The organism is Streptomyces cinnamoneus (genome assembly GCF_002939475.1).
Taxonomy (GTDB): Bacteria; Actinomycetota; Actinomycetes; order Streptomycetales; family Streptomycetaceae; genus Streptomyces; species Streptomyces cinnamoneus_A.
In genome coordinates, this window is record NZ_PKFQ01000001.1 from 4,811,154 (window position 1) to 4,834,124 (window position 22,971).

A 22,971-nucleotide genomic window follows, 5' to 3' on the forward strand; every position below is an offset into this window, starting at 1 on the left:
CGGGACCGGTCCCCGGACCCGCCCGGCCGCCCCGGGCAACCGACCGCGACGACGCGAGAGGATCAACGTGAACCTGCTGCTCGCAGAGGTGGCGCAAGCCACTCAGCGGCTGGCCGACGCCGGCGTACCCTCTCCGCGCTTCGACGCGGAGGAACTGGCCGCCTTCGTGCACGGCGTCAAGCGCGGTGAGCTGCACACCGTGGCCGACGCGGACTTCGACGCCCGCTACTGGGAGGCCGTCGCCCGCCGCGAGGCCCGGGAGCCGCTCCAGCACATCACCGGCCGCGCCTTCTTCCGCTACCTGGAGCTCCAGGTCGGCCCCGGCGTCTTCGTGCCCCGGCCCGAGACCGAGTCGGTCGTCGGCTGGGCCATAGACGCCGTCCGGGCCATGGACGTCGTCGAGCCCCTCATCGTCGACCTGTGCACCGGCTCCGGCGCCATCGCCCTCGCCCTCGCCCAGGAGGTGCCGCGCTCGCGGGTGCACGCCGTGGAGCTGGACGAGACCGCCTTCGGCTGGGCCAGCAAGAACGTCGAGGGCTCCCGGGTGCGGCTGCACCACGGCGACGCCCTCGCCGCGCTGCCCGAGCTGGACGGCCAGGTCGACCTGGTCATCTCCAACCCCCCGTACATCCCGCTCACCGAGTGGGAGCACGTCGCCCCCGAGGCCCGCGACCACGACCCCGAGCTCGCGCTGTTCTCGGGCGAGGACGGCCTCGACACCATCCGCGGCCTGGAGCGCACCGCGCACCGCCTGCTGCGCCCCGGCGGCGTCGTCGTCATCGAGCACGCCGACACCCAGGGCGGCCAGGTGCCGTGGATCTTCACCGAGGAGCGGGGCTGGGCCGACGCGGCCGACCACCCCGACCTCAACAACCGCCCGCGTTTCGCCACCGCGCGAAAGGCGATGCCGTGATCGCGGCACCCCAGACAGCTGCCCTGTTCGCCCCGTACGAGGAGGTCCGTTAATGGCACGGCGTTACGACTGCAGCGACGCGACCGACCGCAAGACCGGCCTGCGCGAGGCCGCCGCCGCGGTGCGCCGCGGCGAGCTGGTCGTGCTGCCCACCGACACCGTGTACGGCATCGGTGCGGACGCCTTCAGCCGCCAGGCCGTGGGCGACCTCCTCACGGCCAAGGGCCGTGGCCGGGGCATGCCCTCGCCCGTCCTCGTCGGCTCCCCGAACACCCTGCACGGGCTCGTCACCGACTTCTCCGAGCAGGCCTGGGACCTCGTCGACGCCTTCTGGCCCGGCGCGCTCACGCTCGTGGCCAAGCACCAGCCGTCGCTGACCTGGGACCTGGGCGAGACCCGCGGCACCGTCGCGGTGCGGATGCCGCTGCACCCGGTCGCCCTGGAACTGCTCGCCGAGTTCGGGCCCATGGCCGTCTCCAGCGCCAACCTCACCGGCCACCCGGCCCCGCAGACCTGTGACGCCGCGCAGGAGATGCTCGGCGACTCCGTCTCCGTCTACCTCGACGGCGGCGCCACCCCCGCCGACGTGCCGTCCTCCATCGTGGACGTCACCGGCAAGGTGCCCGTCCTGCTGCGCGCCGGTGCCGTCAGCGCCGAGCAGCTCCGCGAGGTGGTACCCGACCTCGAGGTGGCGAATTGATCGCCCCACAGGGGCGTGGCATAGCGGGACCGGACACCCTCACCGACACTTTCCGCATCCTCCACGTCAGCACCGGCAACGTCTGCCGCTCGCCCATCACCGAGCGGCTGACCCGCCATGCCCTCGCCCACCGCCTCGGCGACCCCTTCGCGGGCGGCCTGGTGGTCGAGAGCGCGGGCACCTGGGGCCACGAGGGCGCGCCCATGGAGGCGCACGCCGCGACGGTCCTGGCCGACTTCGGCGCCGACCCGCAGGGCTTCACCGGCCGTGAACTGCTCGACGAGCACGTCATCCGCGCCGACCTGGTCCTGACCGCCACCCGCGACCACCGCGCCCAGGTGATCTCCATGGGCCACTCCGCGGGACTGCGCACCTTCACGCTGAAGGAGTTCACCCGGCTGGTGCGGGCCATAGACCCCGCGACCCTCCCGGACCCCGAGCGGGCCGGCGGGGTGGTCGAGCGCGCCCGCGCCCTGGTGCAGGCCGCCGCCGCGCTGCGCGGCTGGCTGCTGGCCCCCAGCGCGGAGGCCGACGAGGTCCACGACCCCTACGGCGCTCCGATCACGTTCTTCCGCTCCATCGGCGACGAGATCAACCAGGCCCTGGACCCGGTCGTCACCGCGCTCACGGGAGTGCCCTTCCGCGGCTAGGCCCGCTCCCGCCGCCCCGGCCCCCGGCGGATCACGGCGCACACCGGGCATCCGGGGCGTCGCGGGCCTACATTGGTGCTGGAGGCCCCGCACGCGTCGCCGGCCCCGCCCGCCCGGCCGGGAGCCCTCGTCCGGCGCGTCCGCCGCCGCGCACCCGCACCCATCGCACCCGCACAGTCCGGAGCCCGCGATGTCCGTCAGCCCAGCCCCCGCCCGCGGCGCCGCCGGTACGCAACGAGCCCGCGAGGCCACCCGCCCCGCCCGGCCCCCCGGGCCGCACGCCTCCTGGGAGCCCGGCTTCGCCGCGCTGCTGCGCCAGGATCCGGAGATCGCCGGACTGCTGCTCGCCGAGACCGAGCGGCAGGCCACGGGGCTCCAGCTCATCGCCGCCGAGAACTTCGCCTCGCCCGCCGTGCTCGCCGCCCTGGGCTCGCCGCTGACCAACAAGTACGCCGAGGGCTACCCGGGCGCCCGGCACCACGGCGGCTGCGAGATGGTCGACCTCGCCGAGCGCCTCGCCGTCGAGCGCGCCAAGGAGCTCTTCGGCGCCGGGCACGCCAACGTCCAGCCGCACTCCGGCACCGCCGCCGTGCTCGCCGCCTACGCCGCGCTCCTGGAGCCGGGCGACACCGTGCTCGCCATGTCCCTCGGGCAGGGCGGTCACCTCACGCACGGCTCCCCGGCCAACTTCTCCGGCCGCTGGTTCGACTTCGTCGGCTACGGCGTGCGCGAGGACACCGGCCTGATCGACTACGAGCAGGTGCGCGCCCTGGCCCGGCAGCACCGGCCCAAGGCCATCGTCTGCGGCTCGATCTCCTATCCCCGCCACCCCGACTACGCCGCGTTCCGGGAGATCGCCGACGAGACCGGCGCCCGTCTGATCGTCGACGCCGCGCACCCCATCGGGCTGATCGCCGGGGGAGCGGCGCCCAGTCCCGTCCCGTACGCCGACGTGGTGTGCGCGACCACGCACAAGGTGCTGCGGGGGCCGCGCGGCGGGCTGATCCTGTGTGGCACCCGGCTCGCCGAGGCCGTCGACCGGGCGGTCTTCCCGTTCACCCAGGGCGGTGCGCAGATGCACACCGTCGCCGCCAAGGCGGTCGCCTTCGCCGAGGCCGCGACCCCGGCGTTCACCGCCTACGCCCACCAGGTGGTGGCCAACGCCCGCCAGCTCGCCGCCGTGCTGGCCGCCCAGGGCCTCGTGGTCGCCACGGGAGGCACGGACACGCACCTGGTGACCGCCGACGTCTCCCCGCTCGCCCTGGACGCCGCCACGGCCCGCGGACGGCTGGCCGCCGCGGGTGTGGTCCTGGACACCTGCGGGCTGGCGCAGGGCACCGCGCGGGGGCTGCGGATGGGCACCGCGGCGGTCACCACCCAGGGCATGGGCGAGGCCGAGATGCGACGCGTCGGGGAACTGCTCGGCGCGGTGCTGCGCGGCGGGGGGCAGGAGCGGCGGGTGCGGGCGGAGGTGGCGGAACTGGCCGGAAAGTTCCCTCCGTATCGCTCCCAGATGTGATCATTTGCAACCGGTGGGAGGTGGGGAGCGTCTTCTCCCGCGTTCACGGATCGGGGGCTGACGCGAATATGGTGTGGGGCTGTGATGTCCAGCGAGACCTCTGGGGCAGCCCGTGCGTGAATACCTGCTGACGTTGTGCGTCACCGCAGCGGTCACCTATCTGCTGACGGGCCCGGTGCGGAAGTTCGCGATCGCGGCCGGCGCCATGCCGGAGATCCGCGCGCGTGACGTGCACCGGGAGCCGACGCCGCGGCTCGGTGGTATCGCGATGTTCGGCGGGCTCTGCGCGGGACTGCTGGTGGCGGCGCACCTGTCGAACCTCAAGCACGTCTTCGAGGTCAACGAGCCGCGCGCCCTGCTGTCCGGGGCCGGCCTGATCTGGCTGCTGGGCGTCCTGGACGACAAGTGGGGCGTGGACGCCCTGGTCAAGCTGGGCGGACAGATGATCGCCGCCGGTGTCATGGTGCTCCAGGGCCTGACGATCCTCTTCATCCCCGTCCCCGGCGTGGGCACGGTCTCGCTGACGCCCATGCAGGGCACGCTCCTGACCGTCGCCCTGATCGTGATCACCATCAACGCCGTGAACTTCGTCGACGGCCTGGACGGCCTGGCGGCGGGCATGGTGTGCATCGCCGCGGCCGCCTTCTTCATGTACGCCTACCGGATGTGGTTCGGCCACGGCCTGGAGGCCGCCGCCCCCGCGACGCTGTTCGCGGCGGTCCTGATGGGCATGTGCCTGGGCTTCCTGCCGCACAACATGCACCCCGCCCGGATCTTCATGGGCGACTCCGGCTCGATGCTCATCGGCCTGGTGATGTCCGCCGGCGCGATCTCCATCACCGGACAGGTCGACCCGGACGCGCTCGCGCTGTGGGCGGGGTCCGAGCGGGCGGCCGTGCACGCCACGGTGCCCGTCTACATCCCGCTGCTGCTGCCGCTGACGGTCATCGCGGTGCCCGTCGCGGACCTGCTGCTGGCGATCGTGCGGCGCACCTGGAAGGGGCAGTCGCCGTTCGCGGCGGACCGGGGGCACCTGCACCACCGGCTGCTGGAGATCGGCCACTCGCACAGCCGCGCCGTGCTGATCATGTACTTCTGGTCGGCGCTGATCGCCTTCGGCACGGTGGCCTACTCCGTGAACTCCGCCAGTGTCTGGATCCTGCTGGTGATCGTCGCGCTGAGCGCGGTGGGTCTGGTGCTGCTGCTGATGCCGCGCTTCACCCCGCGCGCCCCGCGCTGGGCCGAGCGCTTCGTGCCGCCCCGCTACCGCCGCAAGGCCGTTCCGGCGGCCCCGGCCGCCGAGGCCGCCACCGCCGCGGGGGAGCGCCGGGGCGAGCCCGTACCCGCGGGTCTGCACGGGGCCACGGCCATCGGCGACCGCTCGCGCTTCGCCCACGGCAGGAAGATCGGCACCGGCTCCTGAAAGGGTGCACATAGCAGAGGAATCCGCCCCTCGTCACCCCGGTGACCTGGGGCTTGACCCTTCCGTGTGACGTGCGGCACACGATGTAGGTAAAGACCTCATCAAATAGTTTGTGATACCGTTCACGAAACCCGGTGCTAAAGCCGAAGGACCGTAGTGCGACGGCCCTTTGTCGCGAGGTCCCCTCTGATTTCCGGGGATACGCTCGTCCACGACGAATCGTTGCTTCCGACCTTCGCCGGAGAAACCCTTCATGCAGTCCAACGACGCCCGAACACTCATGCAGTGCGCCGTCCCGACCGCCGTCGCAGGCGTGGTCGCCGTCGCTGCCGGCTTCGTGCTCGCCGGAGGCAAGGGAGCGATCGGCGCCGCCGTCGGCACCGCCGTCGCCGGCGGAGTGATGGCCATGGGCCTCTTCGTCCTCCAGCGCACCGCCAAGTCGTTTCCGCACTTGTTCCAGGCCATGGGCCTGGTGCTCTACGTGACGCAGTTCCTGATCTCCGCGGTCGTTCTCGCGGTCTTCCGGGACACATCGCTGTTCAACACCCGCGCCTTCGCGTTCGCCCTGCTCGGTGCGGTCCTCGTGTGGACCGCCGCGCAGACGCGCGCCTACATGAAGGCCAAGATCCTTTATGTGGAGCCCGAGGCCTCCGAGGCCCGGGAGTCCACGCCCGCCGGGTCTCCGACGTGACCGGTAGGGCCGGGATAAGTGCTCGTGTGCTCACCTGCTATCGTCCGGTGCCATCTGAGGCACAGTGGGCGCAGGCGGCTGAACTCCCGACATTCCCGGGAAGCGATCGGCGGTCCATGCAGCTGATGCCGCTTACGCCGATCGGTCACGCGCCGATCACCTGCCCCCCCATCCGCAAGACCAGTCCAGTGCCGTTCCGTGGCTTCGCGCCGCGCCGACACAACGAGGTTGCCGTACCCATGCGCCACGCTGAAGGAGCTCGCGGTGAGTGCTGACCAGACGCTGCTCGCCTTCGAGACCGATTGCCACATCTTCGATGGGTGCGGCTTCCCGGCTCCAGGCCTTCACTCGTTCCTGTTTGAGCCGATCTTCAGCATTGGCGGTTACGACTTCAACAAGCCGATGCTGCTGGCCGTGCTGACCACGGTCATCGTCATCGGCTTCTTCTGGGCGGCATTCGGCAAGGCCAAGGTGGTCCCGGGCAAGCTCCAGATGGTGGGCGAGGCGGGCTACGACTTCGTCCGCCGGGGCATCGTCTACGAGGCGCTCGGCAAGAAGCAGGGCGAGAAGTACGTCCCCTTCATGGTCTCGCTGTTCTTCTTCGTCTGGATCATGAACCTGTGGTCGATCATCCCGGTCGCCCAGTTCCCGGTCACCTCGATCATCGCCTTCCCGGCGGCGCTCGCGCTGATCGTCTACGTCATGTGGATGACCCTGACCTTCAAGAAGCACGGCTTCGTCGGCGGTCTGAAGAACATCACCGGCTACGACAAGTCGCTCGGCGGGGTGCTGCCGCTGGCCGTCGTCCTCGAGTTCTTCTCGAACGTGCTCATCCGGCCGTTCACCCACGCCGTCCGGCTCTTCGCCAACATGTTCGCCGGCCACCTGCTGATCCTGATGTTCACCGTCGCCAGCTGGTACCTGCTGAACGGCATCGGCATCGCCTACGCCGGCGTCTCGTTCGTGATGACCATCGTGATGACGGGCTTCGAGCTCTTCATCCAGGCCGTTCAGGCGTACGTCTTCGTCCTGCTGGCCACGAACTACATCCAGGGCGCGCTCGCCGAGCACCACTGAGCACCTCGCCTGCCCAGTCCAACAATCGTCCGGTGGCCAACCCCCACCGGTCCGTGAAAGAGAAGGAAGAACGAGCATGTCTGCTGCTCTCCAGACCATCGCCGCTGGTGTCGAGATCAAGGGCAACCTGGGCTCGATCGGCTACGGCCTGGCCGCGATCGGCCCCGGCGTCGGCGTCGGCATCGTCTTCGGTAACGGCACCCAGGCGCTGGCCCGTCAGCCCGAGGCCGCCGGCCTGATCCGTGCCAACCAGATCCTCGGCTTCGCCTTCTGTGAGGCGCTCGCCCTGATCGGTCTGGTCATGCCGTTCGTCTACCCGACCTCCTGATCCGCGGCCTGACGACCACCTTTTTCGACGAAAGGCACTGATGTGAACGCCCTGATGTTGGCGTCCGAGGGGGAGCTGGAAAACCCCCTCCTCCCGCCGATCCCAGAGCTCGTCATCGGTCTCGTCGCCTTTGCCATCGTCTTCATCTTCCTGGGCAAGAAGCTCCTCCCGAACATCAACAAGGTTCTGGACGAGCGCCGGGCGGCCATCGAGGGCGGCATGGAGAAGGCCGAGGCCGCGCAGGCCGAGGCTCAGCAGGTGCTCGAGGACTACCGGGCCCAGCTCGCCGACGCCCGCCACGAGGCCGCGCGTCTGCGCCAGGAGGCGCAGGAGCAGGGCGTCGCGCTGATCGCCGAGATGCGGTCCGAGGGCCAGCGGCAGCGTGAGGAGATCATCGCTGCCGGGCACGCCCAGGTCGAGGCCGACCGCAAGGCCGCCGCGGCCTCGCTCCGCCAGGACGTGGGCCAGCTCGCCATCGACCTGGCCGGCAAGATCGTGGGCGAGTCCCTCGCGGACTCCGCCCGGCAGAGCCGCACCATCGACCGTTTCCTCGACGCCCTTGAGGAGAAGTCGGTGGACGTGACGAAGGCAGAGGCGACCCGATGAGCCTTGCGAGCCGGGAGGCCACGGCCTCCGCACGCGAGAGCCTCGACGCGCTCGCGGACAACACCTCCGTGGACGCGGCGAAGCTCGCCGAGGAGCTTGCGGCCGTCACCGCACTGCTGGACCGCGAGGTGTCGCTGCGTCGGGTCCTCACCGACCCGGCGCAGGACGGCGAGGCCAAGGCCGGGCTGGCGAAGCGCCTGCTGGGCGGCCAGGTGGGCGACGAGTGCGCCGACCTCGTCGCGGGCATGGTCCGCTCCCGCTGGTCGCGCTCGCGCGACCTGGTGGACGCGATCGAGGAGCTCGCCAGCGGCGCCGACCTCATCGCCGCCGAGCGCGCCGGTGATCTGGACGACGTCGAGGACGAGCTGTTCCGCTTCGGCCGGATCGTCGCCTCGAACTCGGAGCTGCGCTCCGCGCTGACCGACCGCGTGGCCGTCCGGTCCGCCAAGGCCGGCCTGCTGCACGAGCTCCTGGGCGGCCGGGCCAACCCGGTCACCGAGCGCCTGGTCGTCCGACTGGTGACCGCGCCGCGTGGCCGTAGCCTGGAGGCGGGGCTGAACGCCCTCTCCAAGCTGGCCGCCGACCGCCGGGACCGCATGGTCGCGGAGGTCGTGTCCGCGGTGCCGCTGACCGACCAGCAGAAGCAGCGCCTCGGTGAGGGGCTCGCCAAGCTGTACGGCAGGCGTGTCCACCTCAACCTGGACGTGGACCCCGAGGTCCTCGGCGGCATCCAGGTGCGGATCGGCGACGAGGTCATCACCGGCACCATCGCCGACCGGCTCGCCGAGGCGAGCCGCCGGATGGCCGGCTGACCAGCCACCAACTCAAGAGCAAACTGACGGCCCGAGTTGGGTCGACGGTGTCCTCTGGGGGCCCGCAGCGCAGCTGCTGTGGGAGTAACTCCCCAGACCCCCAGAATTACTTCGGGCCCAACAAGGAGAGCAGGGAACCCAGATGGCGGAGCTCACGATCCGGCCGGAGGAGATCCGGGACGCACTGGAGAACTTTGTCCAGGCGTACAAGCCGGACGCGGCCTCGCGCGAGGAGGTCGGTACGGTCAGCGTTGCCGGCGACGGCATCGCGAAGGTCGAGGGTCTTCCCTCGGCCATGGCGAACGAGCTGCTGAAGTTCGAGGACGGCACCCTCGGTCTCGCCCTCAACCTCGAGGAGCGCGAGATCGGTGCGGTCATCCTCGGCGAGTTCAGCGGCATCGAGGAGGGCCAGCCGGTGCAGCGCACCGGTGAGGTGCTCTCCGTCGCGGTCGGCGAGGGCTACCTCGGCCGCGTCGTCGACCCGCTGGGCAACCCGATCGACGGCCTCGGCGAGATCGCGACCGAGGGCCGCCGCGCCCTCGAGCTGCAGGCCCCCACGGTCATGCAGCGCAAGTCGGTCCACGAGCCGATGGAGACCGGCTACAAGGCCGTCGACGCGATGACCCCGGTCGGCCGTGGCCAGCGTCAGCTGATCATCGGTGACCGCCAGACCGGCAAGACCGCCCTGGCCGTCGACACGATCATCAACCAGCGCGACAACTGGCGCACCGGCGACCCGAAGAAGCAGGTCCGCTGCATCTACGTCGCCATCGGCCAGAAGGGCTCCACCATCGCCTCCGTGCGCGCGGCGCTGGAGGAGGCCGGTGCCCTGGAGTACACGACCATCGTCGCGGCCCCCGCGTCCGACCCGGCCGGCTTCAAGTTCCTCGCGCCGTACACCGGCTCGGCCATCGGTCAGCACTGGATGTACCAGGGCAAGCACGTCCTGATCGTCTTCGACGACCTGTCGAAGCAGGCCGACGCCTACCGCGCCGTGTCCCTGCTGCTGCGTCGTCCGCCGGGCCGTGAGGCCTACCCGGGTGACGTCTTCTACCTGCACTCGCGTCTGCTGGAGCGCTGCGCCAAGCTCTCCGACGAGATGGGCGCCGGCTCGATGACCGGTCTGCCGATCGTCGAGACCAAGGCGAACGACGTGTCGGCGTTCATCCCGACCAACGTCATCTCCATCACCGACGGCCAGTGCTTCCTGGAGTCGGACCTCTTCAACGCCGGTCAGCGTCCCGCGCTGAACGTCGGTATCTCGGTCTCCCGTGTCGGTGGCTCCGCCCAGCACAAGGCCATGAAGCAGGTCTCCGGCCGTCTTCGCGTGGACCTCGCCCAGTTCCGTGAGCTGGAGGCCTTCGCCGCCTTCGGTTCCGACCTGGACGCCGCGTCGAAGTCCGCCCTGGAGCGCGGCAAGCGCATGGTCGAGCTGCTGAAGCAGTCGCAGTACGCCCCGTACTCGACCGAGGACCAGGTCGTCTCCATCTGGGCCGGCACCACCGGCAAGATGGACGACGTCCCGGTCGAGGACATCCGCCGCTTCGAGCGCGAGCTGCTGGACTACCTGCACCGCGAGCACAAGGGCCTGATGACCTCCATCGTCGAGGGCGGCAAGATGTCCGACGACACGCTGCAGGCCGTGGGCGACGCGATCGCGTCCTTCAAGCAGCAGTTCGAGACCTCGGACGGCAAGCTGCTGGGCGAGGGCTGAGCATGGGTGCCCAGCTCCGGGTCTACAAGCGACGGATCAAGTCCGTCACTGCGACCAAGAAGATCACCAAGGCGATGGAGATGATCGCCGCCTCGCGCATCGTCAAGGCACAGCGCCAGGTGGCCGCGTCCACTCCGTACGCCAGTGAGCTCACCCGGGCAGTGACCGCGGTTGCCACCGGCTCCAACACCAAGCACGCCCTGACCACCGAGGTGGAGAACCCGGTCCGGGCCGCGGTGCTGCTCGTCACGAGCGACCGCGGTCTGGCCGGCGGCTACTCCTCCAACGCGATCAAGGCCGCCGACCAGCTCACCACCCGCCTCAAGGCGGAGGGCAAGGAAGTCGTCACGTACATCGTCGGCCGCAAGGGCGTCGCGTACTACAGCTTCCGTGAGCGCCCGGTCGTCCAGTCGTGGACGGGCTTCACCGACAGCCCGACCTACGCCGACGCCAAGAAGGTCGCCGGTCCGCTGATCGAGGCCGTCCAGCAGGACACGGCCGAGGGCGGCGTGGACGAGCTGCACATCGTCTTCACGGAATTCGTGTCGATGATGACGCAGACGCCGGTGGACAAGCGGCTGCTGCCGCTCAGCCTCGAGACGACGGTCGAGGAGTCCGAGGCGGTCAAGGACAAGATCCTGCCGCTGTACGACTTCGAGCCGTCCGACGAGGGCGTGCTCGACGCGCTGCTGCCGCGGTACGTCGAGTCCCGGATCTACAACGCACTGCTGCAGGCCGCCGCTTCCGAGCACGCAGCCCGCCGCCGCGCGATGAAGTCCGCGACCGACAACGCGGAAGAGCTCATCAAGTCGTTCACGCGGCTTGCCAATGCGGCCCGACAGGCCGACATCACCCAGGAAATCAGCGAGATCGTCGGTGGCGCCAGCGCTCTGGCCGACGCGACCGCGGGGAGTGACAACTAATGACGACCACTGTTGAGACGGCCGCCGCCACGGGCCGCGTCGCGCGGGTCATCGGCCCCGTCGTCGACGTGGAGTTCCCCGTCGACGCGATGCCGGAGATCTACAACGCTCTGCACGTCGAGGTCGACGACCCGGCCGAGGAGGGCGGTCGCAAGACCCTGACCCTCGAGGTCGCCCAGCACCTGGGCGAGGGCCTGGTCCGCGCGATCTCCATGCAGCCCACCGACGGTCTGGTCCGCCAGGCCGCGGTGACCAACACGGGCACGGGCATCACCGTTCCGGTCGGCGACGTGACCAAGGGCAAGGTGTTCAACACCCTCGGCCAGGTCCTGAACGACGACCCGTCCGTGACCGCCGACGCCGAGCGCTGGGCGATCCACCGCAAGGCCCCGGCCTTCGACCAGCTCGAGTCCAAGACCGAGATGTTCGAGACCGGCCTGAAGGTCGTCGACCTGCTGACCCCGTACGTCAAGGGCGGCAAGATCGGTCTGTTCGGTGGTGCCGGTGTCGGCAAGACCGTTCTGATCCAGGAAATGATCATGCGTGTGGCGAAGCTGCACGAGGGCGTTTCCGTCTTCGCCGGCGTCGGTGAGCGCACCCGTGAGGGCAACGACCTCATGGTCGAGATGGAGGAGGCCGGCGTTCTCGACAAGACCGCGCTGGTCTTCGGCCAGATGGACGAGCCCCCGGGCACCCGTCTGCGCGTCGCCCTGGCCGGTCTGACCATGGCGGAGTACTTCCGCGATGTGCAGAAGCAGGACGTGCTGTTCTTCATCGACAACATCTTCCGCTTCACCCAGGCCGGTTCCGAGGTCTCCACCCTGCTGGGCCGCATGCCCTCCGCGGTGGGTTACCAGCCGAACCTCGCGGACGAGATGGGCCTCCTCCAGGAGCGCATCACCTCGACCCGTGGTCACTCGATCACCTCGATGCAGGCGATCTACGTCCCCGCGGACGACCTGACCGACCCGGCGCCGGCGACCACCTTCGCCCACCTGGACGCGACCACCGTTCTCTCGCGTCCGATCTCGGAGAAGGGCATCTACCCGGCGGTGGACCCGCTGGACTCGACGTCCCGCATCCTGGACCCGCGCTACATCGCGCAGGAGCACTACGAGTGCGCCTCGCGCGTCAAGGGGATCCTGCAGAAGTACAAGGACCTCCAGGACATCATCGCGATCCTCGGTATCGACGAGCTGGGCGAAGAGGACAAGCTGGTCGTCCACCGCGCCCGTCGCGTCGAGCGCTTCCTGTCGCAGAACACCCACGCGGCGAAGCAGTTCACCGGTGTCGACGGTTCGGACGTTCCGCTGGACGAGTCCATCGCCGCGTTCAACGCGATCTGCGACGGTGAGTTCGACCACTTCCCGGAGCAGGCCTTCTTCATGTGCGGTGGTCTTGAGGACCTCAAGAAGAACGCCAAGGAGCTGGGCGTCTCCTGAGCCCTGTGCTCTGACGTCCGGGGGCGGGGCACTCCCGCCCCCGGACGCCACGTCCCCTATTCTTTGACCCAACACCCGCCGTACCCGGCGGGTGGAGACCCGAGGAGCCACGTTGGCTGCTGAGCTGCACGTCGAGCTGGTCGCGGCGGACCGAAGCGTCTGGTCCGGCGAGGCCACTCTGGTCATCGCGCGTACCACATCGGGTGACATCGGCGTCATGCCCGGCCACCAGCCGCTTCTCGGTGTGCTGGAGTCCGGCCCGGTGACCATCAAGACCGCCGACGGCAACGTCGTCGCCGCGGTGCACGGCGGTTTCATCTCGTTCGCCGACGACAAGCTCTCGCTGCTCGCCGAGATCGCGGAGCTTGCCGACGAGATCGACGTCAAGCGTGCGGAGCGGGCGCTCGAGCGCGCGAAGGCGGAGGCTGACGCCGCCGCCGAGCGTCGCGCGGATGTCCGGCTGAAGGCGGTCACGGGCGTTCACTAGCCCCGATCCGCTGTACGTACGTCCCTCAGCCGCGGACCGCACTGGAACCCTCCAGGGCGGTCCGCGGCTGAGGCAATAACGCAGGTGCGGTTGCTCTAGATGATGCGAGGAGGTCGGTGGAGATGGTCCTCGCGCTGCTCGTGAGCGGCATCGTCGTCCTGCTGGTGCTGGTGGGGCTCTTCGTCTTCGGACTGCGGAGACGGCTCATCCAGCGGTCCGGCGGTACGTTCGACTGCAGCCTGCGCTGGAACGTCCCCGAGGAGGATCCCGAGCCGCTCGGCAAGGGATGGGTGTACGGCGTCGCCCGCTACAACGGTGACCGGATCGAGTGGTTCCGGGTCTTCTCGTACGCGCCGAGGCCCCGCCGCGCCCTGGAGCGCGACTCCATCGAGGTGCTGGAGCGCCGCACTCCCCAGGGCGAGGAGGAGCTGGCCCTGCTGTCGGACGCGACCGTGCTGGTCTGTCTGCACCGGGGGACGCGTCTGGAGCTGGCCATGAGCGAGGACGCGCTGACCGGCTTCCTGGCCTGGCTGGAGGCGGCGCCCCCCGGGCAGCGGGTCAACGTCGCTTGACGAGGTCCGGCACCGCCCCGTCGGGGTCCCCGTCCTCGCCCTTGTCCTTCGGCTGCTTCGGCCAGATCGTGTAGCTCACCGCGATGGCCAGGTTGATGCCGACCACGATGAGCATCTTCGTCTGCCAGGCCCGCAGGGAACTGACGTCCCCCGAGTCGCCGACGTACCAGACGGCCGCCTGGAGCAGAGCGGCCGCCACGGCCGCCGCAAGGATCCACCGGCCGGCCACCTTCCACTCGTACGCGGTGCGCGCCGCCCCGTGCTTCGGCGGCTTGACCGGCGGGGGGCCGCCCGCGAAGCGGTGGGCGAAGCGCTGGTCGACCCACGTGATCGTGGAGTGTCCCAGGCCCACCGAGTAGCCGATGTAGACCGCGGCCAGGCCGTGTTTCCAGTCGGCCGACGCGCCGTTCCTCAGGTCGACCGCGGTGGCGATCAGCAGCACCAGTTCCAGTACGGGTTCCAGCAGCAGCACCGCGATCCCCGTACGCGGCATGCGTGCCAGATAGCGCAGGCTGAGCCCGCCGGCGAGCAGCACCCAGAAGCCCACCTCGCAGACGAGAATCAGCGTGACGATCATGGACCTCTCCTTTCCTCCCCTCCAGCGTCACGGCGGTTCCCGGCCGTTTCGTCGTCGCCCGTGACGATCCGCCACTGCATCCTTCGGTGTAGTGCCGCCCTCTCGCGCGCGTCCGGCCGGCGGACGTCCACACCCCCTCCGACGTGCTGGGATGGACCCATGCCGGTTCGTTTTCCCTCTCGTCTGCCCGATCGTGAAGCGGTCCTCATCGCCGCCGCCGGGCTGCTCGGCGGGGCCCTGCTCTACGCGCTGGGGCTGAACAACCGGCCGGAGGCGGAGTTGCCGCAGTGGCTGGCGCTCGTCGCGCTGGCCCTCATGGCCGGTGCCGAACTGCTGCGGCGCACGGCTCCGCTGGTGGGCCTGGCGGTGGGGACCGGTGCGCTGGTCGTCGACGTCTGCTCGGGCAGCCTCTTCGCGAATGTCGCCATGTACACGGACCTCGTCTACTCGGCGGTGCTCTACGGGCCGCCGGAGGCATACCGGCGCATCCCGCGGGTGACCGAGGCGGTCACCGTGGTCGGCACGCTGGTGGCCGTCGTGCTGATCCGCGAGCCCGTGGCCCTGCTGATCGGCATCGGGCTGGGTGTGGTGACCGTGGCGCCCGCCTGGACGGGGGTGGGCGTGCGGGTGCACCGGGACGCCGCCGAGGCCGCCCGGATGGCGGCCGAGCGGACGGCCCTGCTGGCCGAGCTGGACCGGCGGGAGGCGGTGGGCGCGGAGCGCGCCCGGATGGCGCGCGAGCTCCACGACATGGTCGCGGGGCACCTGTCGGCCATCGCCATCCACTCCTCGGCCGCCCTGTCGATCAACGAGCCGGAGGCGTCCCGGGAGGCGCTCGGGGTCATCCGGGAGAACAGCGTCCAGGGTTTGGCCGAGATGCGCCGGCTCATCGGGCTGCTGCGGGAGACGGTGGGCGCGGACGAGCCCGCCGCCACGCCTCGGCTCGACGGTCTCGACGCGCTGGTGGCCCAGGCGCGCCGGGGCGTGCGGGACGACCGCTTCGCGTTCGTCCTGAGTGACGGGCGGGGGGCGGGAGCGCTGCCGGCGCCGGTCGAGCTGGCGGCGTACCGGATCGTGCAGGAGTCGCTGACGAACGTCGTCAAGCACGCCGCCTCCGGGGAGGTGACCGTGGAGCTGCGGCGGGCGGACGCCGGTTCCGGGCCGCTGACCGTGGAGGTGACCAGCCCGCTGGGCGACGGCCGCGCGGGGCCCAGGGCGCCCGGCGCGGGGGCGGGGCTGGTGGGGATGCGGGAGCGGGTGGCCCTGCTGGGCGGGGAGTTCGAGGCCGGTCCCGCCGAGGGGCGGACGGGCCGGGTGTGGCGCATACGGGCGGTGCTGCCCGTGGACGAGGAGGAGACGCGATGACGGGCGGGAGCGGGGAGCGGGCCGTGGGGGCCGAGGGCGGGGGGCGGATCCGGGTCGTGGTGGCCGAGGACCAGGCGGCGGTGCGGAGCGGGCTGGTGCTCATCCTGCGGTCGGCGCCGGGCATCGAGGTCGTCGGGGAGGCCGGCGACGGGGAGGAGGCCGTGCGGCTGGCCCGGGAACTGCGGCCCGACCTGGTGCTGATGGACGTCCAGATGCCGCGCCTGGACGGCGTCTCGGCCACCCGGATGGTCAGCGAGGGGGGATTCGCCGACGTGCTCGTGCTGACGACCTTCGACCTGGACGAGTACGTCTTCGGGGCGCTGCGCGCGGGGGCGGCGGGGTTCCTCCTGAAGGACAGCGAGGCGGCCGAACTGGTCGAGGCCGTGCGGACGGTGGCGCGCGGGGAGGGCCTGATCTCGCCCGCGGTCACGCGGCGGCTGATCGCGGAGTTCGCGCGCCCCGCGCCCGTGCGCCCGGCGAACGCGCCCGACCCGGGGATGCTGGACGCGCTGACGAGGCGGGAGCGCGAGGTGCTGGTCTGTCTGGGGGAGGGGCTGTCGAACGCGGAGATCGCGGGGCGGCTGAGCATGGCAGAGGCGACGGTGAAGACGCATGTCAGCCGGCTGCTGGCGAAGCTGGGGCTGCGCAGTCGCGTCCAAGCCGCCGTGCTGGCACGGGAGTTGGGTCTGGTCCAGACCTCTTGACCATTGGTACGGACCTTTTTACGCTCCCTTCACAACGCTCACCCCCCACTGTCCGGACCTCACTCGGGGAGCACCCCTTGAGCACAGGAACCTCAGGACAACGCAGACATCCCACCTTCCGAGCGGTGGTGGCGGCGTGCGCCGCCCTGCTGCTCCCCCTCGCCGCGCTCGTCGGACTGGCGGCTCCGGCCCAGGCCGCGCCGTCCGCCACGGCCACCTTCGTCAAGACCTCCGACTGGGGGACCGGTTTCCAGGCCCAGTGGACGGTGAAGAACACCGGCTCCACGCCCCTCGACGGCTGGACCGTGGAATGGGACTTCCCCTCCTCCACGACGATCGGCTCCTACTGGGACGCCCTGATCACCTCCGCCGGAACGCACCACACGGCCAGGAACCGCGAGTACAACGGGACCGTCGCCCCCGGCGCCAGCGTCACCTTCGGATTCGTGGGCGCCGGCGACGGCGCGCCCGAAGGCTGCCGGCTCAACGGCGGCCCCTGCGATGGCTCGTCGGTCGACAGCCCGCCGAGCGCGCCCGGCAAGCCCGCCTCCACCGCCGTGACGGCCGACAGCATCGCGCTGAAGTGGGACGCCGCCACGGACGACAAGGGCGTGAAGAACTACGACGTCTACCGCGGCTCCGCGAAGGTCGCGACGGTGGCGAAGCTGGCGTACACCGACACCGGCCTGACCGCCGACACCGAGTACACCTACACGGTCGTCGCCCGTGACACCGCCGGCCAGACCGGGCCGGCCAGTGCCCCGCTGACCGTACGGACGACCGGCGGCGGCGATCCGCAGCCGGGGACCGGCTACGTCAAGGCCGGCTACTTCGTGCAGTGGGGCATCTACGGACGCGGATACACCGTGAAGTCCCTCGACGACCGCGGGGCCGCCGCCAGGCTCACCCACCTCAACTACTCCTTCTCCAACATCGACCCGCTCAACCTGACGTGCCTCAACGGCGTCACCAAGGCCACCACGCCCAACCCCCAGGACCCGGGCCAGGGCGACGGCGCGGGCGACTCCTGGGCCGACTACGAGAAGGGCTTCGGCGCCGGCGAGTCCGTCGACGGCGTGGGCGACACCTGGGACCAGCCGCTGGCCGGCAACTTCAACCAGCTGAAGAAGCTCAAGGCCAAGTACCCCAAGCTGAAGGTCAACATCTCCGTCGGCGGCTGGACCTACAGCAAGTACTTCTCGGACGTCGCGAAGACCGACGCCTCCCGGCAGAAGTTCGTGAAGTCCTGCATCGACATGTACATCAAGGGGAACCTGCCGGTGACCGGCGGGCGCGGTGGCGACGGCGTCGCGGCCGGGATCTTCGACGGCTTCGACATCGACTGGGAGTGGCCCGGCTCCGAGGGCCACGCCGGCAACCACGTCTCCACGGACGACAAGGCGAACAACACGCTGCTCTTCGCGGAGTTCCGCAAGCAGCTCGACGCGCTGAGCGCGACGACGGGCAGGAAGTACCTGCTCACCGCCTTCACCCCCGCCGACCCCGCCAAGATCGAGGCGGGCTGGGACATCACGACGAAGGACGGCACGCCCAGCGTCTTCGACTTCATGGACTTCGCCAACGTCCAGGGCTACGACTTCCACGGCTCCGGCAGCGACAACAGCTGGGAGCCCAACCGGACCGGCCACCAGGGCAACCTCTACGCGGACGCCAAGGACCCGTACGACACGAAGTTCAGCGTCGAGCGGACCGTGCAGACGTATCTGGACGCCGGCGTGGACCCGCGGAAGGTCGTCCTGGGCCTGGCCTTCTACGGCCGCGGCTGGCAGCAGGTCGCCGACGGCGGAGTCCACGGCGTCTGGCAGAGCGCGGGCGGCGCGGCACCGGGCCAGTTCCCCGAGGAGGCGGGCACCCGCGGGTACGACAACCTCCTCGCGTCCGTGCCGAACCTGACCGTCCACCACGACGAGCAGTCGGTTGCGACGTACGGCTACACCGGCGCGGGCGGCCAGTGGTGGACCTTCGACGACGCCTGGTCGATCGGCAGGAAGACGGCCTGGCTCAAGCCGAAGAAGCTGGGCGGCGTCATGATCTGGGAGATGTCAGGCGACAGCGGCACGCTGATGACGGCCGTGGACAACGGCCTGCGGTAGGGCCGCGCCCCCGAACCGGCCGGGGAGACGGAAGGCCCCCCGTCTCCCCGGCCGCTCACGCCGTGGTGTCAGCGGTTCTCGCCGGGCACCCACAGGACGTCGCCGACCTCCTGGTTGGCCGAGCGCGCCAGAATGAACAGCAGGTCCGACAGCCGGTTGAGGTACGTGGCCGTCAGGGGGTTCATGATGTCCGCGTGCAGCTCCAGCGCCGCCCACGTCGAGCGCTCGGCCCGCCGCACGACGGTGCACGCCTGGTGCAGGAGCGCGGCCCCCGGCGTGCCGCCGGGCAGGATGAAGCTGCGGAGCTTCTCCAGGGGCTCCAGGAAGCGGTCGCAGTCCGCCTCCAGCTTGTCGATGTACGACTGCTCGACGCGCAGCGGCGGGTACTTGGGCTCCTCTACCACGGGGGTGGCCAGGTCGGCCCCCACGTCGAAGAGGTCGTTCTGGACTCGTACGAGCACCTTGACGACCTCGGCCGGCAGCTGCCCGAGCGCGATGGCGACCCCGATCGCGGCGTTGGCCTCGTTGGCGTCGGCGTAGGCCGCGATGCGGGTGTCGGTCTTGACGGTGCGGCTCATGTCGCCGAGGGCGGTGGTGCCGTCGTCGCCGGTGCGGGTGTAGATGCGCGTCAGATGGACCATGGGACGAGCCTAGCTAGGACCCGGCCCGGCGGAAGTGGCGTGTGCCCACCGTCACCGAGGCGGCCGTCAGCGCCAGCGCGGCCACCGTGCCGGACAGCAGGGCGTCGGAGGTGTAGTCGCCGGCGAACGCGGCGCGCACCGCGTCCACCAGATAGCGCAGCGGCATCACGTGTGAGAGCGCGTCGAGCCAGCCCGGCGCGAGGGACATCGGCAGCAGCAGGCCGGAGAGCAGCATCGCGGGCATGGTGACGGTGTTGACGACCGGCGCGAACGCCTGCGGCGTCGGGGACTTCACGGCCAGCGTGCACGACAGCGACGCCAGCGACAGCGCGAGCGAGGCCGTGAACGCGAGGCCGATGAGGACGCCGGGCAGCGGCGCCCGCAACCCCATGGCGAACGCCACCACGACGAGCAGGACCGACTGGACGGTGAGCAGCGCGGCGTCCCGCAGCACGCGCCCCAGGAGGAGGGCCGGCCGGCTGACGGGGGTCACCCGCATCCGCTCGACGACGCCGTGCTGTTTTTCGATGATGATCCCGAGTCCGGCGAAGGACGCCCCGAAGAGGGCGAGCTGGAGCAGCAGGCCGGGCACGAGGACCCGCCAGGAGCCACCGCCGCGGCCGTCGCCGAGGGGCAGGCCGGTGAGCAGGGGGCCGTAGAGGACGAGGTAGAGCGCGGGCATGAGCGCGCCGAAGGTCATGGCGGCCTTCGAGCGCAGGGTCTGGCGGGCGTAGCGGCCGAAGACCAGGGCGGTGTCGGAGAGGAGGGTGCGCACGGCGTGGGCTCCTAGACGGCGAGAGGGGTGGTGTGCGGCGGGGCCGGGGCGCGCCCGGTGACGGCCAGGAACGCGTCCTGGAGGGTGGCGTCGGGCGAGCCCCCGTGACGGGACTTCAGCTCCGCCGGCGTCCCCTCGGCCGCGATGGCGCCCTTGTCGACGACGACCAGCCGGTCGGCGAGGGCGTCGGCTTCGTCGAGGTAGTGGGTGGTGAGGAGGATGGTCGTGCCCCACTCGGAGCGGACGCGGCGCACGAGGTCCCACAGGTCGGCGCGGCTGCGGGGGTCGAGGCCGGTGGTCGGCTCGTCGAGGAGGAGCACTTCGGGCCGGTGGGCGAGGGCCATGGCGATGTCGAGCCGCCGCCGCTGCCCCCCGGACAGCGTGCCGCAGGGGCGTTCCAGCAGGTCCACCAGGTCCAGGGCGGTGGCCAGTTCCTCCGCGCGGTCTTGGGCGAGGCGCTTGGTGAGGCGGTAGAGCCGGCCCTGGGTGACCAGCTCCTCCCGTACGGAGACGGCGGGGTCGACGCCGCCGGACTGGGCGACGTAGCCCGTGCTGCGGCGCACGCCCTCCGGGTCGCGCACGAGGTCGTGGCCGGCGACGGTCGCGGTGCCGCCGGTGGGGGCGAGGAGCGTGGTGAGCATGCGCAGGGTGGTGGTCTTGCCCGCGCCGTTGGGGCCGAGGAAGCCGAGTATCTCGCCGCGCCGGACGGTCAGGTCGATGCCGCGCACGGCGACCACGGGGCCGTGCGGGGTCGCGAAGCTCCGGGCGAGGCCGGAGGTGTGGATGCTGTCCATGCCCGCAAGAAAAACAGAGCGACTTAAAAATTGCAATGACCCCAAATTTTCATGGAGTGCAGCGAAGCTACGATGGGGGCATGACGGAAGGACTCAGGGAACGGAAGAAGCGGCAGACCAGGCAGCACCTCTCGGACGTGGCCACGGGCCTGTTCCTGGAGCGCGGCTTCGACGCGGTGACGATCGCCGAGGTCGCCGCCGCGGCGGACGTCTCCGTCAACACGGTCTACAACTACTTCCCGGCCAAGGAGGACCTCTTCCTCGACCGCGAGGACGACGCGGTGGGCTGGCTGGCGGCGGTCGTCCGGGGCCGCCCGGCCGGAGAGTCCGCGGCCCGCGCGGTGCTGCGCGCGCTGCGCGCCGAGACGGTGGCCGTCTCCCCCCGCCTCGGCCTGGTCGACGGCTACGACCGCTTCATGCGCGTCATCGGCGAGTCCCAGGCCCTCCGCTCCCGCGTCCTGGACATGCGCCGCCGCGCGACGGAGGCCTTGACCGCCGTGCTGGCGCAGGAGCGCGGCGACGACGACCTCCTGCCGGAGCTGGTGGCCAGTCAGCTCGGCTGGATCCAGTCCCACGTCGTGGAGTTCGTCCAGCGCGAGCTGACGGCCGGCCGCTCGGCGGCGGAGACGTCGCGGGCGGTGCTCGTCCTCCTCGACGAGATCGAGGACCTGCTGAGCGAGAAGCTCCTCGCCTACGCGGTCGCGTAGGCGGCGACGGCCCGCCGGAACGGGCACCGGGAACCGCCCGCACGGGGACACCGTCGTGCAGGTCGTGATCGATACGACCGACCCCACCGTCCGCCGGCTCGCCGACGCCTGGCGCCACATCAGCGACACGTCCCCGGCGGACGAGGCCGGACCCCTCGTGCTGGACTGCGCCCGCAGGCTCGCCGCCGACCCGGGCGGAGAGCGGGCCCACCTGTGGGTGGCCGGGCTGGTGGCGATGTCGGGCCACCTCGCCTGGCGCCCCGGGAGGGAGGCGAGGCGCGCCGCCGTCGACGCCCTGTGCGCCGCGGTGAAGGCCCTCGACGGACGGCCCTGCGCACACGACGACCACCCCTTCGAGGCCGCCATGGACGCGCTCGAGGACGAGATATGGCTGGGGGACACCGGGCTGCTGCCCGGCGGACCCGCGGCGCCAAACGGCGACCCCGACGCCGGCCGGGTGCTGTGCCCGGTCAACGTCGCGGGGTGGGCCCGCCTCGCCGCGGACGTGATCGCCCCCTTCTCCGTCCGCCGCGTCCCGGTGGGGTCCCCGGAGGGCCTCCACTTCCGCATGCGCGTCCTGTCGGGGATCGTGAACGACCATCCCCACGGCGATCCGGGCCTGGACCTGATCGGCGAGGCAGGCCTCCTGCCCGACCGGCCGACCCGCGGAGTGCTGGCGGGATTCCTCGTCACCATGAACGCCACCTGCTGGTACGCGACGTCGGAGCGCATCACCGACCCGGCGGTGCTCAAGGCGATGATCGCGGGGATCGAGGCGGCCGTCCCGCTGCTGGACGACGCCCCGTGCGCCCACGGCCCCGGCGAGCACCCCGGCACCGGCGATCCGGACGACATGAACCAGGCAGGCTTCCTGCTGCGCAGCCCGGGCGGCCGGGCGGAGCTGGCCGAGCCCTACGGCTGGGACGAGGAAGACGAGGCCGAGCAGGATGACGAGCCCCTGGACGCGTGGGTGTGCCCCGCCTTTCTGGAAGAGCTGGCGGACGACACGCTCGGCGAGCTGAGGGCCGGTCTGAGGGCCCTCAGGGCCGCGGAGGACGGCGACGAGGACGACGAGGAGTGAGTCCGGACGGCCGGCCCGCGCCCTGCCCGCGGGGGCGTCCACCCCGGTGGCGTACGGGCCGTGGCCGGCCGTCATGCCGGCGCGTGGGCGCCCCCGCGGGCGTCCCGAGCGGTCAGCGCACCAGCGTCGCCCGCCAGTGCCGGTGGATCACTTCCCGGTAGCCCGTGTGGGAGGGGTGGCGCCCCACGTGCCGGAACGCCCAGTCGCGGACGGTCTCGAAGTCGCCGTCCTTCCCCGACGCGGCGTCGCACGTGGTGCAGTGCATGGCGAAGGTGACGGCCGGCACGTCCGGCGCGGTGTCGGGGCCGATGGTCCAGTCCGCCCAGCGGATCACGGTGTGCACGCTCATGCGGGTG

25 protein-coding genes are annotated in these 22,971 nt (G+C 71.2%); 20 read left to right on the plus strand and 5 right to left on the minus strand.

Annotated elements, in window-relative coordinates:
* Window positions 1-67 precede the first annotated feature (67 nt).
* The 15 genes from prmC to CYQ11_RS21710 all read left to right on the plus strand — a co-directional run bounded on the left by prmC (window position 68) and on the right by CYQ11_RS21710 (window position 13,857).
* Window positions 68-913 (plus strand): peptide chain release factor N(5)-glutamine methyltransferase, encoded by an 846-nt coding sequence (prmC, locus tag CYQ11_RS21640; RefSeq protein WP_099201175.1) that lies wholly within the window; start codon window positions 68-70, stop codon window positions 911-913.
* A 52-nt stretch (window positions 914-965) separates the two neighbouring features.
* The gene (locus CYQ11_RS21645) at window positions 966-1,613 is read left to right on the plus strand and encodes an L-threonylcarbamoyladenylate synthase (protein ID WP_099201174.1); all 648 of its coding nucleotides are present in this window, start codon (window positions 966-968) and stop codon (window positions 1,611-1,613) included.
* Window positions 1,610-2,263, plus strand: a complete 654-nt coding sequence (locus tag CYQ11_RS21650; protein WP_099201173.1) for an arsenate reductase/protein-tyrosine-phosphatase family protein — start codon at window positions 1,610-1,612, stop codon at window positions 2,261-2,263. The genes CYQ11_RS21645 and CYQ11_RS21650 overlap by 4 nt, the downstream gene beginning before the upstream one ends.
* 190 nt (window positions 2,264-2,453) lie before the next feature.
* Window positions 2,454-3,782: a serine hydroxymethyltransferase gene (locus CYQ11_RS21655; protein WP_099201172.1), complete on the plus strand. Its 1,329-nt coding sequence runs from the start codon at window positions 2,454-2,456 to the stop codon at window positions 3,780-3,782.
* Between the two features lie 112 nt (window positions 3,783-3,894).
* Window positions 3,895-5,205 (plus strand): MraY family glycosyltransferase, encoded by a 1,311-nt coding sequence (locus CYQ11_RS21660; RefSeq protein WP_240003571.1) that lies wholly within the window; start codon window positions 3,895-3,897, stop codon window positions 5,203-5,205.
* A gap of 253 nt (window positions 5,206-5,458) precedes the next feature.
* Window positions 5,459-5,896, plus strand: a complete 438-nt coding sequence (locus CYQ11_RS21665) for a Cg1360 family ATP-synthase-associated protein (protein WP_099201170.1) — start codon at window positions 5,459-5,461, stop codon at window positions 5,894-5,896.
* 282 nt (window positions 5,897-6,178) lie between these two features.
* Window positions 6,179-6,973 carry a F0F1 ATP synthase subunit A gene (atpB, locus tag CYQ11_RS21670; RefSeq protein WP_099201658.1) on the plus strand — a complete coding sequence of 265 codons (795 nt, stop codon included), beginning with the start codon at window positions 6,179-6,181 and terminating at the stop codon, window positions 6,971-6,973.
* A gap of 76 nt (window positions 6,974-7,049) precedes the next feature.
* Window positions 7,050-7,301: an ATP synthase F0 subunit C gene (gene atpE / locus CYQ11_RS21675; RefSeq protein ID WP_099201169.1), complete on the plus strand. Its 252-nt coding sequence runs from the start codon at window positions 7,050-7,052 to the stop codon at window positions 7,299-7,301.
* A gap of 54 nt (window positions 7,302-7,355) precedes the next feature.
* A complete protein-coding gene (locus CYQ11_RS21680) occupies window positions 7,356-7,907 on the plus strand; it encodes a F0F1 ATP synthase subunit B (protein WP_398779786.1) in 552 nt (183 codons plus the stop codon).
* Complete coding sequence (locus CYQ11_RS21685) at window positions 7,904-8,719, plus strand: F0F1 ATP synthase subunit delta (RefSeq protein WP_099201167.1); 816 nt, start codon at window positions 7,904-7,906, stop codon at window positions 8,717-8,719. The genes CYQ11_RS21680 and CYQ11_RS21685 overlap by 4 nt, the downstream gene beginning before the upstream one ends.
* Before the next feature lie 142 nt (window positions 8,720-8,861).
* Complete coding sequence (atpA, locus tag CYQ11_RS21690; protein ID WP_099201166.1) at window positions 8,862-10,433, plus strand: F0F1 ATP synthase subunit alpha; 1,572 nt, start codon at window positions 8,862-8,864, stop codon at window positions 10,431-10,433.
* A gap of 2 nt (window positions 10,434-10,435) precedes the next feature.
* Window positions 10,436-11,356, plus strand: coding sequence for a F0F1 ATP synthase subunit gamma (locus CYQ11_RS21695; protein WP_099201165.1), 921 nt, complete (start codon window positions 10,436-10,438; stop codon window positions 11,354-11,356).
* A complete protein-coding gene (gene atpD, locus CYQ11_RS21700) occupies window positions 11,356-12,798 on the plus strand; it encodes a F0F1 ATP synthase subunit beta (protein WP_099201164.1) in 1,443 nt (480 codons plus the stop codon). Before CYQ11_RS21695 ends, atpD begins: the two co-directional genes overlap by 1 nt.
* Before the next feature lie 112 nt (window positions 12,799-12,910).
* Window positions 12,911-13,285 (plus strand): F0F1 ATP synthase subunit epsilon, encoded by a 375-nt coding sequence (locus tag CYQ11_RS21705; RefSeq protein WP_099201163.1) that lies wholly within the window; start codon window positions 12,911-12,913, stop codon window positions 13,283-13,285.
* Window positions 13,286-13,407: 122 nt separating this feature from the next.
* Window positions 13,408-13,857 (plus strand): DUF2550 domain-containing protein, encoded by a 450-nt coding sequence (locus CYQ11_RS21710; protein ID WP_099201657.1) that lies wholly within the window; start codon window positions 13,408-13,410, stop codon window positions 13,855-13,857.
* Here the strand turns inward: CYQ11_RS21710 and CYQ11_RS21715 are convergent.
* Window positions 13,844-14,434 (minus strand): hypothetical protein, encoded by a 591-nt coding sequence (locus tag CYQ11_RS21715; protein ID WP_099201162.1) that lies wholly within the window; start codon window positions 14,432-14,434, stop codon window positions 13,844-13,846. The two genes, CYQ11_RS21710 and CYQ11_RS21715, sit on opposite strands and share 14 nt — an antisense overlap.
* Window positions 14,435-14,593: 159 nt before the next feature.
* Here CYQ11_RS21715 and CYQ11_RS21720 point away from each other — a divergent pair, with 159 nt between their 5' ends.
* The 3 genes from CYQ11_RS21720 to CYQ11_RS21730 all read left to right on the plus strand — a co-directional run bounded on the left by CYQ11_RS21720 (window position 14,594) and on the right by CYQ11_RS21730 (window position 18,617).
* Entirely contained in the window at window positions 14,594-15,799 is a 1,206-nt protein-coding gene (locus CYQ11_RS21720; RefSeq protein WP_099201161.1) for a sensor histidine kinase, read from the plus strand.
* Entirely contained in the window at window positions 15,796-16,503 is a 708-nt protein-coding gene (locus CYQ11_RS21725; protein ID WP_099201160.1) for a response regulator, read from the plus strand. The genes CYQ11_RS21720 and CYQ11_RS21725 overlap by 4 nt, the downstream gene beginning before the upstream one ends.
* 77 nt (window positions 16,504-16,580) lie before the next feature.
* Complete coding sequence (locus CYQ11_RS21730; RefSeq protein ID WP_099201159.1) at window positions 16,581-18,617, plus strand: glycoside hydrolase family 18 chitinase; 2,037 nt, start codon at window positions 16,581-16,583, stop codon at window positions 18,615-18,617.
* A 68-nt stretch (window positions 18,618-18,685) separates the two neighbouring features.
* Here the strand turns inward: CYQ11_RS21730 and CYQ11_RS21735 are convergent, their stop codons facing one another.
* The 3 genes from CYQ11_RS21735 to CYQ11_RS21745 are packed head-to-tail and all read right to left on the minus strand — an operon-like array spanning window position 18,686 to window position 20,827.
* Window positions 18,686-19,258 carry a cob(I)yrinic acid a,c-diamide adenosyltransferase gene (locus CYQ11_RS21735; protein ID WP_099201158.1) on the minus strand — a complete coding sequence of 191 codons (573 nt, stop codon included), beginning with the start codon at window positions 19,256-19,258 and terminating at the stop codon, window positions 18,686-18,688.
* A 13-nt stretch (window positions 19,259-19,271) separates the two neighbouring features.
* A complete protein-coding gene (locus CYQ11_RS21740; protein ID WP_099201157.1) occupies window positions 19,272-20,033 on the minus strand; it encodes an ABC transporter permease in 762 nt (253 codons plus the stop codon).
* A gap of 11 nt (window positions 20,034-20,044) precedes the next feature.
* Entirely contained in the window at window positions 20,045-20,827 is a 783-nt protein-coding gene (locus CYQ11_RS21745) for an ABC transporter ATP-binding protein (protein WP_099201156.1), read from the minus strand.
* Window positions 20,828-20,907: 80 nt separating this feature from the next.
* Between CYQ11_RS21745 and CYQ11_RS21750 the strand changes: the two genes are divergently transcribed.
* A complete protein-coding gene (locus CYQ11_RS21750) occupies window positions 20,908-21,534 on the plus strand; it encodes a TetR/AcrR family transcriptional regulator (protein WP_099201155.1) in 627 nt (208 codons plus the stop codon).
* A gap of 64 nt (window positions 21,535-21,598) precedes the next feature.
* On the plus strand, window positions 21,599-22,615 hold the full coding sequence (locus CYQ11_RS21755) for a hypothetical protein (protein ID WP_146104726.1): 1,017 nt from the start codon (window positions 21,599-21,601) through the stop codon (window positions 22,613-22,615).
* A 112-nt stretch (window positions 22,616-22,727) separates the two neighbouring features.
* Here CYQ11_RS21755 and CYQ11_RS21760 read toward each other — a convergent pair whose 3' ends face one another.
* Window positions 22,728-22,964, minus strand: coding sequence for a DUF7848 domain-containing protein (locus CYQ11_RS21760; RefSeq protein ID WP_099201153.1), 237 nt, complete (start codon window positions 22,962-22,964; stop codon window positions 22,728-22,730).
* Between the last annotated feature and the right edge of the window lie 7 nt (window positions 22,965-22,971).